The sequence below is a fragment of the Citrobacter sp. MGH104 genome (assembly GCF_001034485.1).
GTDB classification, from domain to species: Bacteria; Pseudomonadota; Gammaproteobacteria; order Enterobacterales; family Enterobacteriaceae; genus Citrobacter; species Citrobacter freundii.
This window is the reverse complement of the sequence record NZ_KQ089818.1, coordinates 2162765-2178672: the sequence shown is the minus strand read 5'-3', so window position 1 is coordinate 2178672 and position 15908 is coordinate 2162765. Positions and strand designations below refer to the sequence as shown.

The 15908-nt window shown below is 53.8% G+C and carries 16 protein-coding genes and 1 pseudogene; 11 read left to right on the top strand and 6 right to left on the bottom strand.

What is annotated here, in order from left to right; translation table 11 throughout:
- The first annotated feature begins 45 nt into the window (after positions 1–45).
- Positions 46–291: a sulfurtransferase TusA gene (tusA, locus tag SK34_RS10265; RefSeq protein ID WP_003023404.1), complete on the top strand. Its 246-nt coding sequence runs from the start codon at positions 46–48 to the stop codon at positions 289–291.
- 93 nt (positions 292–384) lie between these two features.
- Here tusA and zntA read toward each other — a convergent pair whose 3' ends face one another.
- Complete coding sequence (gene zntA, locus SK34_RS10260) at positions 385–2583, bottom strand: Zn(II)/Cd(II)/Pb(II) translocating P-type ATPase ZntA (RefSeq protein ID WP_048232962.1); 2199 nt, start codon at positions 2581–2583, stop codon at positions 385–387.
- A 74-nt stretch (positions 2584–2657) separates the two neighbouring features.
- Positions 2658–3284 carry a lysoplasmalogenase gene (locus tag SK34_RS10255; RefSeq protein WP_003846172.1) on the bottom strand — a complete coding sequence of 209 codons (627 nt, stop codon included), beginning with the start codon at positions 3282–3284 and terminating at the stop codon, positions 2658–2660.
- 141 nt (positions 3285–3425) lie between these two features.
- On the opposite strand from SK34_RS10255, the gene SK34_RS10250 reads away from it, so the two are divergent.
- Complete coding sequence (locus SK34_RS10250; protein WP_003023413.1) at positions 3426–3785, top strand: DUF2500 domain-containing protein; 360 nt, start codon at positions 3426–3428, stop codon at positions 3783–3785.
- 100 nt (positions 3786–3885) lie between these two features.
- Here the strand turns inward: SK34_RS10250 and SK34_RS10245 are convergent, their stop codons facing one another.
- Entirely contained in the window at positions 3886–4161 is a 276-nt protein-coding gene (locus SK34_RS10245) for a DUF1145 family protein (RefSeq protein ID WP_003023415.1), read from the bottom strand.
- Positions 4151–4747 (bottom strand): 16S rRNA (guanine(966)-N(2))-methyltransferase, encoded by a 597-nt coding sequence (gene rsmD, locus SK34_RS10240; protein WP_016151121.1) that lies wholly within the window; start codon positions 4745–4747, stop codon positions 4151–4153. Before rsmD ends, SK34_RS10245 begins: the two co-directional genes overlap by 11 nt.
- Positions 4748–5023: 276 nt before the next feature.
- Between rsmD and ftsY the strand changes: the two genes are divergently transcribed.
- The 5 genes from ftsY (at position 5024) to livJ (ending at position 10756) form a co-directional block, all read left to right on the top strand.
- A complete protein-coding gene (ftsY, locus tag SK34_RS10235) occupies positions 5024–6550 on the top strand; it encodes a signal recognition particle-docking protein FtsY (RefSeq protein WP_048232959.1) in 1527 nt (508 codons plus the stop codon).
- Between the two features lie 2 nt (positions 6551–6552).
- Positions 6553–7221, top strand: a complete 669-nt coding sequence (gene ftsE / locus SK34_RS10230; protein WP_003023420.1) for a cell division ATP-binding protein FtsE — start codon at positions 6553–6555, stop codon at positions 7219–7221.
- Positions 7214–8272 carry a permease-like cell division protein FtsX gene (ftsX, locus tag SK34_RS10225; protein WP_003837835.1) on the top strand — a complete coding sequence of 353 codons (1059 nt, stop codon included), beginning with the start codon at positions 7214–7216 and terminating at the stop codon, positions 8270–8272. The genes ftsE and ftsX overlap by 8 nt, the downstream gene beginning before the upstream one ends.
- Before the next feature lie 255 nt (positions 8273–8527).
- The gene (rpoH, locus tag SK34_RS10220) at positions 8528–9382 is read left to right on the top strand and encodes an RNA polymerase sigma factor RpoH (protein ID WP_003023425.1); all 855 of its coding nucleotides are present in this window, start codon (positions 8528–8530) and stop codon (positions 9380–9382) included.
- Positions 9383–9652: 270 nt separating this feature from the next.
- On the top strand, positions 9653–10756 hold the full coding sequence (gene livJ / locus SK34_RS10215; protein WP_003023428.1) for a branched chain amino acid ABC transporter substrate-binding protein LivJ: 1104 nt from the start codon (positions 9653–9655) through the stop codon (positions 10754–10756).
- Positions 10757–10839: 83 nt separating this feature from the next.
- Here the strand turns inward: livJ and SK34_RS25185 are convergent.
- Positions 10840–10967 (bottom strand): annotated as a pseudogene (locus tag SK34_RS25185) (hypothetical protein).
- Entirely contained in the window at positions 10952–11335 is a 384-nt protein-coding gene (gene panM, locus SK34_RS10210; RefSeq protein ID WP_003846184.1) for an aspartate 1-decarboxylase autocleavage activator PanM, read from the bottom strand. The pseudogene SK34_RS25185 and the gene panM overlap by 16 nt, the downstream one beginning before the upstream one ends.
- Before the next feature lie 423 nt (positions 11336–11758).
- Between panM and livK the strand changes: the two genes are divergently transcribed.
- From livK to livG, 4 genes are all read left to right on the top strand, one after another.
- Complete coding sequence (livK, locus tag SK34_RS10205) at positions 11759–12868, top strand: high-affinity branched-chain amino acid ABC transporter substrate-binding protein LivK (protein ID WP_003023433.1); 1110 nt, start codon at positions 11759–11761, stop codon at positions 12866–12868.
- Between the two features lie 61 nt (positions 12869–12929).
- On the top strand, positions 12930–13856 hold the full coding sequence (livH, locus tag SK34_RS10200) for a high-affinity branched-chain amino acid ABC transporter permease LivH (protein ID WP_003023435.1): 927 nt from the start codon (positions 12930–12932) through the stop codon (positions 13854–13856).
- The gene (gene livM, locus SK34_RS10195) at positions 13853–15130 is read left to right on the top strand and encodes a branched chain amino acid ABC transporter permease LivM (RefSeq protein ID WP_003023436.1); all 1278 of its coding nucleotides are present in this window, start codon (positions 13853–13855) and stop codon (positions 15128–15130) included. Before livH ends, livM begins: the two co-directional genes overlap by 4 nt.
- Positions 15127–15894: a high-affinity branched-chain amino acid ABC transporter ATP-binding protein LivG gene (gene livG, locus SK34_RS10190; protein ID WP_003023438.1), complete on the top strand. Its 768-nt coding sequence runs from the start codon at positions 15127–15129 to the stop codon at positions 15892–15894. Before livM ends, livG begins: the two co-directional genes overlap by 4 nt.
- Positions 15895–15908: the final 14 nt, after the last annotated feature.

Here is a 15908-nt window from a genome sequence, read left to right as displayed (position 1 = left end):
CAACAGAGCGTAAAATAACGCCGTTTTTGTATGAATGAGACGACGATGAGCGACCTGTTTACTTCCCCCGACCATACTCTTGATGCCCAGGGACTGCGCTGCCCGGAACCGGTGATGATGGTGCGTAAAACCGTACGTGGCATGCAGGCCGGTGAAACACTGCTGATTGTCGCCGACGATCCGGCAACAACCCGCGATATTCCTGGCTTCTGTACCTTTATGGAGCATGAGCTGGTGGCCAAAGAGACCGACTCGCTGCCGTACCGCTATCTGCTGCGTAAAGGTCACTAGTTTTGTTTGCCGGATGGCGCTAACGCTTATCCGGCCTACAAAGAACGTGTAACCCGTAGGCCGGATAAGGCCACGCCGTCATCCGGCAAAAAACTATCCTTTACGTAACAACCGCAGCGCGTTAGCGGTCACCAGTACCGTTGCCCCCGTATCGGCCAGCACTGCCAGCCACAATCCGGTTATCCCGAGCAGCGTGGTGACGAGGAAAATCCCCTTCAGGCCCAGCGCAATCGCAATGTTCTGGCGAATATTGGCGTGGGTGGCCCGCGCCAGTTGAATCATTTGCACCAGACCGCGCAGGCGGTTGTGGGTCAGGGCGGCATCGGCGGTTTCCAGCGCGACGTCGGTCCCGCTTCCCATCGCAATGCCGATGGTAGCCGCTTTCATTGCCGGAGCGTCGTTGATACCGTCGCCAACCATCGCCAGCGGCGATTGTCGGTTGAGATGGGTAACGGCCTGCACCTTATCTTCCGGCAAGAGTCCTGCTTTAAATTCGAGACCCAGTTCACTGGCAATGGCGGCCGCCGCACGCGGGTTATCACCGGTCAGGATCACGCCTTTCACGCCAATCTGATCAAGCTCGGCGATAGCGCTGCGAGCGTCGTCGCGCAGCGTGTCCTGTAGGGCCAGCACGCCGAGTACAGTATCGTTACGCAGCACCAGCACCACCGTTTGGCCCGCGCTTTCCAGCTCGCTTATCTGCCCGGCAAAGGCATCAGCAGGCTGCTTACCGGCGGCGCAAATCAGCACGCGTTCGCCGTTGACCAGCGCTTCAATTCCAGAGCCAACCAGAGCCCGTTGCTCTCTTGCGATAGGAATAGTCAGTTCGCGTGTTTGTGCTTCCCGGACAATCGCTTGTGCCAGCGGGTGTGTCGCACCTTGCTCTACCGCTGCCGCCAGCGCCAGCAGTTCAGCTTCGCCAATACCGCTCGCCGGGTGAATCGCAGTGACGCGCGGTTTACCCACGGTCAGAGTGCCAGTTTTATCAAACGCCACCTGCGTGACTCTACCCAACTGTTCCAGCGCGGCCCCGCCTTTGATTAACGCCCCACGACGCGCCGCGGCGGCAAGACCAGAGGTAATGGCTGCGGGGGTTGAAATCACCAGTGCGCAAGGACAGCCAATCAACAGCAGCGTCAGTCCTTTATAAATCCACTCCTGCCAGGATGCGGCAAACAGCAGCGGCGGTACGAGGGTGACCAGCAGCGCAACCGCCATAATGGCTGGAGTGTAAATTCGACTGAAACGGTCAATAAAGCGCTCAATGGGGGCGCGACGTTCTTCCGCTTCTTCAATCAGCTTCAGAATACGATCAATGGCGCTGGCGCCCGGTTCGGAGAGCACTTCCAGTGTAACCAGACGGTCCACGCTGGTGGCACCTGCCGGGACTTTCTCGCCGGTGGCGCGTTCAACCGGGATCGATTCGCCGGTCAGGGCGCTTTCATCAAAACTGGCAAACCCGGAGACCAGTTTGCCGTCGGCAGGTAAACGCCCACCCGCGGCAACTTCAATAACATCGCCAGGGCGGAGGCTATTAATAGCCACCTCTTCGCGCTCGCCGTTACGCAGGCGCGTGGCGGTTTCCGGTTTGAGCGCCATCAGTGCGCTGACCCCTTTACGGGCCCGGCTGGCGGCCCATCCTTCCAGGCGTTCGCCAATTAAAAACAGCAGCAGCACCATGGCGGCTTCCGCCGTCGCGCCGATAAACAGTGCGCCGATGGCGGCCACGCTCATCAATGTTTCAATGGCAAAGTAGCTGCCGGTTTTCATCAGACGCAGGGCCTGACGGGCAATGGGATACAGACCGACCAGCGTGGTGGCGATAAACGCTATCTGACCGAAGGGATGATTGAACTGCTCCAGCCCCCAGCTAATCGCCATCATGATAATCAGCGAAATCAGCGGTAGGTTTTCTTTAAAACGTGACTCGCAGGCGGCGTCCGTCGCGTGCTCATCGCGCAGGGTATAACCTGCTTTTTGCACCGCGTTTTCAACTTGCTGGCGGATATCGGAACCGGCATCGACCACCAGTTTTTCAGTGGCGAACAGAACCTGGACCTGGTTGACGCCGCTGACCTGTCGGACCGCATTCTCTACTTTGCGGGCGCAGGCTGCACAGTCCATGCCCGCCACTTTCCAGGAATAGCGGGTACCTAGTACGGTATCGGATACGGGCGGTGTAGTGGAGCAGCTTCCTTCGCAGCAGCAGTCATCCGCCTTTTGTGGCGCAGGCGCTGGCTTGAAAGAAGAAAATTGTGGGGCCTTTTTGCCACTGGTATCAGGTGTCGACATGGCATCCTCCGGTTGATAATCATTTCGTATTAACCGGAGGATACACTCTGGAGTCGACTCCAGAGTCAAGCATTTTAAAGATACAACGAACGAACAATCAGGAAATGTCCGGCGAAGTAGCAGGCGGCGGCAATGGCGTTATCGGCGCGAAAGCGACGACGGTAATGGCTACCCAGCCAAACAATATTGCCAATGAACAGGAGCGATGCGCCCATAAATGCCGACAGCGCCGGAGCGGTCGGGCGGAAGAACCACAGTTCGCCAGCCATCCAGACCATCATCAGCGTGATGCCAATAAAGGTACAAATAGCAATGCGCAACTCTTCCAGACGCGTCCAGATCACGGCGATCAGCAACGCCCCCAGTACCGCCAGCACCAACGGCAAAGGCCAGAAGAATGACAGCGTCATTTGGCTGGCGAAGTAAATGGTATACAGCAGATGCGACAGGAAGAATGCCCCCACTGCGTACAGCAGGCGTTGGCGCGGCAATAACGTCAGCGCATCGCCCAGCAGCGAGGCCAGCAGACCAGCCAGCACCAGATAGCTGATAGCGTTAAACATTGGCGCCTGCCAGGCCAGCAGCGCCAGCAGGAGTAACGTCAGGGGTTTAAAGACCCAGCGTTGCCAGGCGGGCCCACGATAGGAAGCATCCACGAACAACCATGCGGAAAGGCAGACAGCGATAAACGACCAAAGCATCTTAGTTCCTTGAATTCGTTATTTTTTCGTAAGCGGGGTGCTTACGGCTCTACTGTCCAGTGTAGAGGTCGACACTGCCAGATGACAACACCATAACGGGCAATGTATGCTTATTTCCGCATTTTCTGATGGGTTAATACTATGAGCAAACCACCACTTTTTTTCATTGTTATCATTATCTTAATTGTTGTCGCCGCGTCGTTTCGCTTTGTTCAGCAGCGGCGTGAAAAAGCCGATAATGATGCGGCGCCGCTGGTGCAAAAGCAGGTGGTGGTGAGTAACAAACGGGAAAAACCGCTTAACGATCGACGATCCCGTCAACAGGAAGTGAGCCCGGCGGGAACCAGCATGCGCTATGAAGCCAGCTTTAAGCCACAAAACGGCGGCCTGGAGCAGACGTTTCGTCTGGATGCTCAGCAGTACCATGCGCTAACGGTCGGGGATAAAGGCACGCTAAGTTACAAAGGTTCGCGTTTTGTTGATTTTACGCTTGAACGCTAAGGTGTCATCTGACTGATGCCGGATGGCGGCTTACGCCTTATCCGGCCTACAGATTTTTTCGCCCCGGCTCGCAACGTGCCGCCGGGCGAAAAGATCGCAGTTACTTCTTCAGTTGATCTTTAATCTTCTTCTGCCACACCAGTAGCTCAAAGACGCCGAACAGAAAAATACGGATTTTCTCTCCGTTGGTCATCTGCGGGCCATCTTTAGGCATGGTGCTTTTTAGTAGCGCCAGCTGCATGCCATGCATCAGCACCATAAATATCAGTGCGACGTTAACGAAGATGTTAAGCGGGCGTGGAAAGGGTTGGAAAATATTCAGTAGTAAAAATGCCCAGACGCACAGCATCAGCAGGCGTCCCAGGTTAATCAACATCGTGTTCTCCTCGTGCTTCACGTTGGTACAGGCGATAGGCGACCTGTCCGGCAACTTTCTCACGGTATAGCGACCAGTTCACCGGAACCGGCGGCAAACCGTTTTCTACTTCGCTTTCAACGTAAATATACGCTTCATTTGCCAGCCAGCCATGAGTTTCCAGAAGCGTTAATGTTTCTTCCAGTAACCCTTTGCGAAACGGCGGATCCACAAATACCACGTTATGCGGCGTACCCGTCTGAGCCAAAAATGCCAGCGTATTGGTATTGACGACGCGGGCATGGGAGGCTTTCAACGTGGCGAGATTCTTTTGTAGCTGCTGAGATACCGCGCGATCCATCTCCAGAAGCGTCGCATTTGCCGCATAGCGAGAGAGGGCTTCCAGCCCCAGCGCGCCGCTGCCGGCGAAGCAGTCCAGACAGTGAGCATCGACCATTACCGGGGCCAGCCAGTTAAACAACGTTTCGCGCACACGGTCGGTGGTCGGACGCAGGCCGGGGCTGTCCGGAACCGGGAGTTTACGGCCACGCCATTGCCCGCCAATAATGCGGATCTGGCCGCTACCAGAGTGATTCGGTTTTTTCATTTCTATTATTGCTCAATCCGCCTATAGCATGTCATTCCAGGCGGTGATGTGAGTTAAGTTAACCCGTAGCCTTTCAAGTTACCTCTTCGTTGGCTGCACTTACTCACCCGAATCACTTACTAAAAGTAAGCTCATCGGGATTCGTGCGCTTGCCGCCTTGACGTAACTCGAAATTCATTGGGTATAAGTGATAGACTATTTCATCATTTTTTTAGCTGCTATGTACATAGCGTTGACGCTGTGCCATGAAGCAACAGCGGGGGAGTGTAGTCGCAAATGGCGAAAGAGAAAAAACGTGGCTTTTTTTCCTGGCTGGGCTTTGGTCAAAAAGAGCAGGCACCGGAAAACGAGACAGAAGTAAAAAACGAAGAACAACAACCGGTTGCTGAAGAAACTACCGTCGTTGAAGAACAGCCGCGCGCCGAGGAAACCCGTAGCGAGGCGGAAACGCAAGCCTTTGCTGCTGAAGTCGTTGAAGTAACTGAACAGGTTGCGGAAATTGAGAAACCGCAGCCGGAAGAAGAACCTGTCGCCGAACAAGCGCAGCCGGAAATTGAGCCGGTTGCTGAACCCGTTGCTGAAACTGTAGTGGAAACGCCAGCGGCGGTGGTTATCGAACGCGAAGAATTGCCGCTGCCGGAAGAGGTGAAAACCGAAGAAGTTTCTGCCGAAGAGTGGCAGGCCGAAGCGGAAACCGTGGAAATCGTTGAGGCGGCTGAAGAAGAAGCTGGAAACGAGCCGCAACTGACCGACGAAGAGCTGGAAGCACAGGCGCTGGCCGCTGAGGCTGCTGAAGAAGCGGTTATGGTGGTGCCGGTAGAAGAACCTGCTGTAGAAGAACCGGTAGAAGAAGAGGTAGTCCAGGAGCAGGAAAAACCAACCAAAGAAGGTTTCTTTGCGCGTCTGAAACGCAGCCTGCTGAAAACAAAAGAAAACCTCGGTTCCGGATTTATCAGTCTGTTCCGTGGTAAAAAGATCGACGATGATCTGTTTGAAGAGCTGGAAGAGCAGCTGCTGATCGCCGATGTGGGCGTAGAAACGACCCGTAAGATCATTGCGAATCTGACAGAAGGTGCCAGCCGCAAGCAGCTTAAAGATGCGGAAGCGCTGTACGGCCTGCTGAAAGAAGAGATGGGCGAGATTCTGGCGAAGGTTGACGAACCGCTGAATGTTGAGGGCAAAACACCATTTGTTATCTTAATGGTTGGCGTCAACGGTGTGGGCAAAACCACCACTATTGGTAAGCTGGCGCGTCAGTTTGAGCAGCAGGGTAAATCAGTAATGCTGGCGGCGGGCGATACTTTCCGTGCGGCGGCGGTAGAACAGCTGCAGGTCTGGGGTCAGCGTAATAATATCCCGGTGATTGCTCAGCATACCGGTGCGGATTCCGCGTCCGTTATCTTTGATGCCATCCAGGCGGCGAAGGCGCGTAACGTAGATGTGCTGATCGCTGATACCGCAGGGCGTTTGCAGAATAAATCGCACCTGATGGAAGAATTGAAAAAAATCGTTCGCGTCATGAAGAAGCTGGACGAAGATGCGCCGCATGAAGTTATGCTGACTATCGACGCCAGCACCGGGCAGAATGCGATAAGCCAGGCCAAACTGTTCCATGAAGCGGTGGGCTTAACCGGTATCACTCTGACCAAGCTGGATGGTACGGCGAAGGGTGGGGTTATCTTCTCGGTTGCCGATCAGTTTGGCATCCCTATCCGCTATATCGGTGTGGGCGAACGTATCGAGGATTTACGTCCGTTTAAAGCGGACGATTTTATAGAGGCACTTTTTGCCCGAGAGGATTAACAATGATTCGCTTTGAACATGTCAGCAAGGCCTATCTCGGTGGGAGACAAGCGCTGCAGGGAGTGACCTTCCATATGCAGCCTGGCGAGATGGCGTTTCTGACCGGCCACTCCGGCGCGGGGAAAAGTACCCTGCTGAAGCTGATTTGTGGAATTGAACGGCCCAGCGCCGGGAAAATCTACTTTAGCGGGCATGACATCAGCCGTTTGAAAAACCGCGAAGTGCCGTTTCTGCGTCGTCAGATTGGCATGATTTTTCAGGATCACCACCTGCTAATGGATAGAACCGTGTTTGATAACGTGGCAATCCCGCTGATCATCGCGGGCGCCAGCGGGGACGATATTCGTCGTCGCGTGTCAGCGGCGCTGGATAAGGTCGGGCTGTTGGACAAAGCGAAAAACTTCCCGATTCAGCTCTCCGGCGGTGAACAACAGCGCGTCGGCATTGCCCGTGCGGTGGTGAATAAACCAGCGGTGCTGCTGGCGGATGAACCAACGGGGAACCTGGATGACGCGCTGTCGGAAGGGATCCTGCGCCTGTTCGAAGAGTTTAACCGCGTCGGGGTCACGGTATTAATGGCCACGCACGATATTGGCCTGATCTCCCGTCGCTCCTATCGCCAAATGGTTCTGAGCGATGGACATCTGCATGGAGGCCTGGCGCATGAATAGACGTGACGCTATTAACCAAATCAAACAGTTCGGTGGCCGACTGGATCGCTTTCGTAAATCGGGCGGTGCGCCGGGTGACGGCGGTCGCAACGCGCCTAAGCGTGCGAAGGCCGCGCCAAAGCCGAACTCGCGTAAAACCAATGTCTTTAATGAGCAGGTACGTTATGCGTTCCAGGGCGCGTTACAGGACCTGAAAAGCAAGCCGCTGGCGACATTCTTGACGGTGATGGTTATTGCCATCTCCCTGACGCTGCCAAGCGTGTGCTACATGGTTTATAAGAACGTAAACCATGCAGCAAGCCAGTATTATCCGTCCCCGCAGATCACCGTTTACCTGCAAAAAACGCTGGATGATGATGCGGCGGCGCGGGTGGTTGGTCAGTTGCAGGCCGAGCAGGGCGTGGAGAAAGTGAATTATCTTTCCCGTGACGACGCGCTGGGCGAATTCCGTAACTGGTCTGGATTTGGCGGTGCGCTGGATATGCTGGAAGAGAACCCGCTGCCGGCCGTGGCGGTGGTGATCCCGAAACTGGACTTCCAGGGTACGGAGTCGCTAAACACGTTGCGTGACCGCATCGCACAAATCAACGGTATTGATGAAGTGCGGATGGATGACAGCTGGTTCGCTCGCCTGGCGGCGCTGACGGGCCTTGTCGGACGCGTTTCCGCGATGATTGGCGTGCTGATGGTGGCGGCGGTCTTCCTCGTCATCGGTAACAGCGTGCGTCTGAGTATTTTTGCGCGTCGCGATACCATTAACGTGCAAAAACTGATTGGCGCGACGGATGGATTTATCCTGCGTCCGTTCCTCTACGGCGGGGCACTGCTCGGTTTTTCCGGTGCATTTCTTTCACTGATTTTGTCAGAAATTTTGGTGATGCGTCTGTCGTCAGCGGTGACTGAAGTGGCACAGGTATTTGGAACCAAGTTTGATATCAATGGCTTATCATTCGATGAATGCCTGTTATTGCTGCTGGTGTGCTCGATGATTGGCTGGGTGGCAGCCTGGCTTGCCACGGTTCAACATTTACGCCACTTTACCCCCGATTAAAAAATCTCTGGTATAATCTTTCCCTGCACTGAGTAGTTCGCTCTGCAGGGAAAGAGTCCCTGTGATCTCTTCCCGGCGTATTCATTGTGATGTCACATTTTGTGCGTAATCTATACACATTACGACATGGAACTTGTGGATAAAATCACTGTCTGATAAAAGATTGAATGATATTCTCGTTGCTCATAAGCTCTGGCATGGTTGTTGCTATTGGTTTTAGCCAATGCGCCAGATGAAAAGATTGAGAGGATTTGAATGACCAAAGAAATGCAAAATTTAGCTTTAGCCCCTGTTGGTAACCTGGAATCTTACATCCGGGCTGCGAACGCGTGGCCGATGTTGTCGGCTGACGAGGAGCGGGCACTGGCTGAAAAGCTGCATTACCAGGGCGATCTGGAAGCAGCTAAAACGCTGATCCTGTCTCACCTGCGCTTTGTTGTTCATGTTGCTCGTAATTATGCGGGCTATGGCCTGCCGCAGGCGGATTTGATTCAGGAAGGTAATATCGGCCTGATGAAAGCCGTGCGCCGTTTCAACCCGGAAGTGGGTGTGCGCCTGGTTTCCTTCGCTGTGCATTGGATCAAAGCTGAGATCCACGAATACGTTCTGCGTAACTGGCGTATCGTTAAAGTCGCGACCACTAAAGCGCAGCGTAAGCTGTTCTTTAACCTGCGTAAAACCAAGCAGCGTCTGGGCTGGTTTAACCAGGACGAAGTTGAAATGGTTGCTCGCGAGCTGGGTGTTTCCAGCAAAGACGTGCGCGAAATGGAATCCCGTATGGCGGCGCAGGACATGACGTTTGACATGTCTTCAGACGATGAGTCTGACAGCCAGCCGATGGCCCCGGTGCTGTATCTGCAGGATAAATCTTCTAACTTTGCCGACGGCATTGAAGAAGATAACTGGGAAGATCAGGCCGCGAACAAACTGACCCACGCAATGGAAGGTCTGGACGAGCGTAGCCAGGACATCATTCGTGCTCGTTGGCTGGACGAAGACAACAAGTCGACGTTGCAGGAACTGGCCGATCGCTACGGCGTTTCCGCTGAACGTGTTCGTCAGCTTGAAAAGAACGCCATGAAAAAATTGCGCGCGGCGATCGAAGCATAATCTTCCAGCCGACCTGGAAATGCTGATAAACCCTGGATGACAATCCGGGGTTTTTTGTTTTTATCTCTCCCCCTCTCTCCTGACGTTTATGCTTTTTGTCATCAAGTTGTTATCTGCATGTCAAATTTAGCTATTCCAAAATAATAAAAATCGGGTATGTTTTAGCAGAGTATGCTGCTAAAGCACGGGTGGCTATCCAATAATCGAAATAAAGTGCTGAACAACAACATCACAACACACGTAATAACCACAATAATGGGGATTGTCAGGATGAATATGAAGGGTAAAGCGTTATTGGCAGGATGTATCGCCCTGTCTTTGAGCAATATGGCGTTTGCTAAGGATATTAAAGTTGCTGTCGTCGGCGCGATGTCCGGTCCGGTAGCGCAGTATGGCGATCAGGAATTTACTGGCGCAGAGCAGGCTATTGCAGATATCAATGCCAAAGGCGGTGTGAAAGGCGACAAACTGGTCATGGTGAAATATGACGATGCCTGTGACCCGAAACAAGCGGTAGCGGTAGCTAACAAAGTGGTCAACGACGGGATTAAATATGTTATCGGCCACCTGTGCTCATCTTCCACTCAGCCTGCGTCAGATATCTATGAAGACGAAGGCATTCTGATGATTACCCCAGCGGCAACGGCGCCGGAGCTGACCGCGCGCGGTTATAACCTGGTGTTACGTACCACCGGTCTGGATTCCGATCAGGGCCCGACTGCTGCCAAATATATCGTTGAAAAAGTGAAGCCGAAGCGCATTGCGATCGTTCACGACAAACAACAGTATGGTGAAGGCCTGGCGCGTTCCGTGCAGGACAACCTCAAGAAAGCCAACGCTGACGTGGTGTTCTTCGATGGGATCACCGCTGGCGAGAAAGATTTCTCTACTCTGGTGGCGCGTCTGAAGAAAGAGAATATCGATTTCGTTTACTACGGTGGTTACCACCCGGAAATGGGGCAGATTCTGCGCCAGGCACGCGCTGCGGGTCTGAAAACCCAGTTTATGGGACCAGAAGGGGTAGCGAACGTGTCGTTGTCTAACATCGCGGGTGAGTCTGCAGAAGGCTTACTGGTAACGAAACCGAAGAACTACGATCAGGTTCCGGCGAACAAACCGATTGTGGACGCGATCAAAGCCAAGAAACAGGATCCGAGCGGTGCATTCGTATGGACCACCTACGCCGCGCTGCAATCCTTGCAGGCCGGTCTGAACCAGTCTGACGACCCGGCTGAAATTGCCAAATACCTGAAAGCAAACTCAGTGGAAACCGTAATGGGGCCGCTGTCATGGGATGCGAAGGGCGATCTGAAGGGCTTCGAATTCGGCGTGTTTGACTGGCATGCAAACGGGACGGCGACCGACGCCAAATAATTTTCCTGGCGCCTTTCGCGCTGCAGACGCGTTGGCTGCGTTATTCAACCCCGGTCACTTACTTATGTAAGCTTCCGGGGACTTCATAACTTGCCGCCTTCCTGCAACGTGAAATTCTTGGAAAATTGCGAGGTGGTTTTTTATTTTTTGCTCCCAGCATGTAGGCCGGATAAGCGTCAGCGCCATCCGGCTTTTTTATCTTTTTTCCCAGCCATTTTCCTGGGCCGTAAACCCTAACGCCTGCATAAACGCGGCCATCACGCTGCGGTCTTCAACGCCGACGTCGGCCATCCACCATGAACTCACGTCAGGGTTTTCCCGGATCACTTCTTCGATCAAATACTGCCCGACGCCGCGGCGGCGGGTGATATCGCGTACGCGCAAGGAATCCAATGCGCCTTGCGTGCCGCTCAGGGTTACGCGAACTGCGCCTAACAGACGCTCGTTAAAGCGCGCGGCGTAGATCCGGTGCGTTTCATCTACGCTTAATGATGAGGCGGAATATTCCGGCCAGATTTTGCCCAGATCAATCTGGTCCTGGTCGCTAAAGTTCTCTAAACGAACGATGGTCAGCTTCATTAACAGCATGTCCAAATCACAAAAGATGGAATGAGTGTACCGAAATAATTCACCCGGATGCTTTCTCTTTTTTATGTGAATAACCAGATTAATAATTTTGTAACAACAGTAATGACAGTTTGAAACCGTAGAGATTGAAAAACAGGCAGAATAATACCCTGGAATGCAGCATTTTATTCGGCTCTTTGTACCGTTATTTTATGCTGACAAACGTGCTTTTTTTTGTTTATCTATAGTGAAAAGCAGAATATTATCTTTTCTTAATCGACTGAAAAATAGAGATTTTAGCCTGATTTTGCTTAAATGACTGCGCTAAACCATTAATGAGACTGGTAAAAATAGTGCAGTTCAAAAAAAGCACAGACTGCTTTTTAACCACATAAATACAAAATATTAATTACGTCACGAATGGGGATTCAGGTAATGAAACGGAATGCGAAAACAATCATCGCAGGGGTGATAGCACTGGCAATGTCACACGCGGTCATGGCGGAAGATATCAAGGTCGCTGTTGTCGGCGCGATGTCAGGTCCGGTCGCGCAGTGGGGTGATATGGAATTTAATGGCGCACGTCAGGCCATTAAAGATATCAATGCCAAAGGCGGGGTCAAAGGCGACAAACTGGTCGCTGTGGAATATGACGACGCCTGCGATCCGAAACAGGCCGTTGCGGTAGCGAACAAAATCGTCAATGACGGCATTCAGTACGTTATTGGACATCTGTGCTCATCTTCCACGCAGCCCGCATCAGATATCTATGAAGATGAAGGCATTCTGATGATTTCTCCGGGCGCCACAAACCCGGAACTGACCCAGCGCGGTTACGCTCACATTATGCGTACAGCGGGCCTGGACTCCTCTCAAGGGCCGACCGCCGCGAAATACATTCTGGAGAAGGTGAAGCCGCAGCGCATTGCCATCATTCACGATAAACAGCAATACGGTGAAGGCCTGGCGCGTTCAGTGCAGGACAGCCTGAAAGCGGGCAAAGCCAACATCGTTTTCTTTGACGGTATCACCGCCGGGGAAAAAGATTTTTCTGCGCTGATCGCTCGCCTGAAAAAAGAAAATATCGACTTTGTTTATTACGGCGGCTACTACCCGGAAATGGGGCAAATGCTGCGCCAGGCACGTTCCGTCGGGCTGAAAACCCAGTTTATGGGACCAGAGGGCGTCGGCAATGCGTCGCTGTCTAACATTGCTGGTGATGCCGCTGAAGGCATGCTGGTGACCATGCCAAAACGCTATGACCAGGATCCGGCGAATAAAGCGATTGTCGATGCGCTCAAAGCTGACAAGAAAGATCCAACCGGACCGTACGTGTGGATCACATATGCAGCCGTCCAGTCATTGGCGACAGCAATGGATCGTAGCGGTAGCAAAGAGCCGCTGGACCTGGTGAAAGATCTGAAAGCACACGGGGCTGATACCGTGATTGGGCCGCTGAAATGGGACGAAAAAGGCGATTTGAAGGGATTTGAGTTTGGTGTCTTCCAGTGGCATGCGGACGGTTCATCGACCGTCGCGAAGTAATACCTGAAGACGAGTTATCCCACCGCCCGTGTAAAATGGGCGGGTATAAAAAGGTTACCTTATGTCCGAGCAGTTCCTCTATTTCTTGCAGCAGATGTTTAACGGCGTCACGCTGGGAAGCACCTACGCGCTGATCGCCATCGGTTACACGATGGTGTACGGCATTATCGGCATGATCAACTTCGCCCATGGCGAGGTGTATATGATCGGCAGCTATGTCTCCTTTATGATCATCGCCGCGCTAATGATGATGGGCATTGATTCCAGTTGGCTACTGGTCGCGGCGGGCTTCGTCGGCGCGATTGTGATTGCCAGCGCCTACGGCTGGAGCATTGAACGCGTGGCGTATCGACCCGTGCGCAGCTCCAAGCGCCTGATCGCGCTGATTTCCGCCATCGGGATGTCCATCTTCCTGCAAAACTACGTCAGTCTGACGGAAGGTTCGCGCGATGTGGCACTGCCCAGCCTGTTTAATGGCCAGTGGACCGTTGGCAGTAGCGAAAACTTCTCTGCTTCCATCACCACCATGCAGCTGGTTATCTGGATTGTAACCTTCCTGGCGATGCTGGCGCTGACGCTGTTTATCCGTTACTCCCGTATGGGTCGCGCCTGCCGTGCCTGCGCGGAAGACCTGAAAATGGCCAGCCTGCTCGGCATCAACACCGATCGCGTGATTGCGCTGACCTTTGTGATTGGCGCGGCAATGGCGGCGGTCGCGGGCGTGCTGCTCGGTCAATTCTATGGCGTAATTAACCCGTACATCGGCTTTATGGCCGGGATGAAGGCCTTTACCGCAGCGGTGCTTGGCGGCATCGGCAGCATTCCTGGGGCGATGATCGGCGGCCTGATTCTGGGCGTCGCGGAAGCGCTCTCCTCTGCTTATCTGAGTACTGAATACAAAGACGTCGTTTCATTCGCGCTGCTGATTCTGGTGCTGCTGGTGATGCCGACCGGTATTCTGGGTCGCCCGGAGGTAGAGAAAGTATGAAACCGATGCATTTTGCAATGGCGCTGCTCTCTGCCGCCATGTTCTTTGTCCTGGCGGGCGTCTTTATGGGCGTTCAGTTAGAGCTTGACGGCACCAAACTGGTGGTGGATTCCGCGGCGGATATTCGCTGGCAGTGGGTGTTTATTGGTACTGGCGTGGTCTTCCTCTTTCAGTTGCTGCGTCCAGCTTTCCAGAAGGGCCTGAAGAGCGTCTCCGGACCGAAGTTTATTCTGCCGGCGATTGACGGCTCCACCGTTAAACAGAAGCTGTTCCTGGTGGCGTTGCTGGTGATTGCTGTGGCGTGGCCGTTTATGGTCTCGCGCGGTACGGTGGATATCGCCACGCTGACGATGATTTATATCATCCTCGGCCTCGGCTTAAACGTGGTGGTGGGGCTTTCCGGCCTGCTGGTGCTGGGCTACGGCGGCTTTTATGCCATCGGCGCTTACACCTTCGCGCTGCTGAACCACTATTACGGACTCGGCTTCTGGACCTGTCTGCCGCTGGCGGGGTTGGTTTCTGCTGCTGCGGGCTTCCTGCTCGGCTTCCCGGTACTGCGCCTGCGCGGTGATTATCTGGCGATTGTGACCTTAGGCTTCGGTGAAATCGTCCGTATCCTACTGCTCAACAACACCGAAGTGACCGGTGGCCCGAACGGTATCAGCCAGATCCCGAAACCGACCTTTTTCGGTCTGGAGTTTAGCCGTACCGCTCGTGAAGGCGGCTGGGATACCTTCAGCAACTTCTTTAACGTCAAGTACGATCCCTCTGACCGCGTCATTTTCCTCTATCTGGTGGCGCTGCTGCTGGTGGTCTTCTCGCTGTTTGTGATTAACCGTCTGCTGCGTATGCCGTTGGGCCGTGCGTGGGAAGCGCTGCGTGAAGATGAAATAGCCTGTCGCTCGCTGGGCTTAAACCCTACGCGCATCAAACTGACAGCTTTTACCATCAGCGCCGCGTTTGCCGGTTTTGCCGGTACGCTGTTTGCCGCGCGCCAGGGCTTCGTCAGCCCGGAATCCTTCACCTTTGCCGAGTCGGCCTTTGTGCTGGCAATTGTGGTATTGGGCGGAATGGGCTCACAGTTTGCGGTGATCCTCGCGGCCATCCTGCTGGTAGTTTCACGCGAGCTGATGCGTGATTTCAACGAATACAGCATGTTAATGCTGGGTGGTTTAATGGTACTGATGATGATCTGGCGTCCGCAGGGCTTGTTGCCGATGACCCGTCCACAGTTGAAGCTGAAAAACGGGGAAGCAAAAGGAGAGCAGGCATGAGTCAGCCATTATTATCCGTTAACGGCCTGATGATGCGCTTCGGCGGTCTGCTGGCGGTAAACAACGTTGAACTGGAACTGCGGCCGCAGGAAATAGTTTCGTTAATCGGGCCAAACGGCGCGGGAAAAACCACGGTCTTTAACTGTCTGACCGGTTTTTATAAGCCGACCGGCGGGACGATTAAGCTGCGCGACCAGCACCTGGAAGGACTACCGGGTCAGCAAATCGCGCGTATGGGCGTGGTGCGTACTTTCCAGCACGTACGTCTGTTTCGCGAAATGACGGTGATTGAAAACCTGCTGGTGGCGCAACATCAGCAACTGAAAACCGGCGTCTTCTCCGGCCTGTTGAAAACTCCGTCGTTCCGTCGCGCGCAGAGTGAAGCGTTGGATCGTGCCGCCACCTGGCTGGAGCGTATTGGTTTGCTGGAGCACGCCAACCGTCAGGCGAGTAACCTGGCCTATGGCGATCAACGTCGTCTGGAGATTGCCCGTTGCATGGTGACCCAGCCGGAAATTCTGATGCTCGACGAACCCGCTGCGGGACTCAACCCGAAAGAGACCAAAGAGCTGGACGAGCTGATTGCTGAACTGCGTAACCATCACAACACCACCATTTTGTTGATTGAGCACGACATGAAGCTGGTGATGGGTATTTCCGATCGTATTTACGTGGTGAACCAGGGCACGCCGCTGGCGAATGGGACGCCGGAACAGATTCGTAATAACCCGGATGTTATCCGCGCCTATTTAGGTGAAGCATAATGGGGGCGAGGATT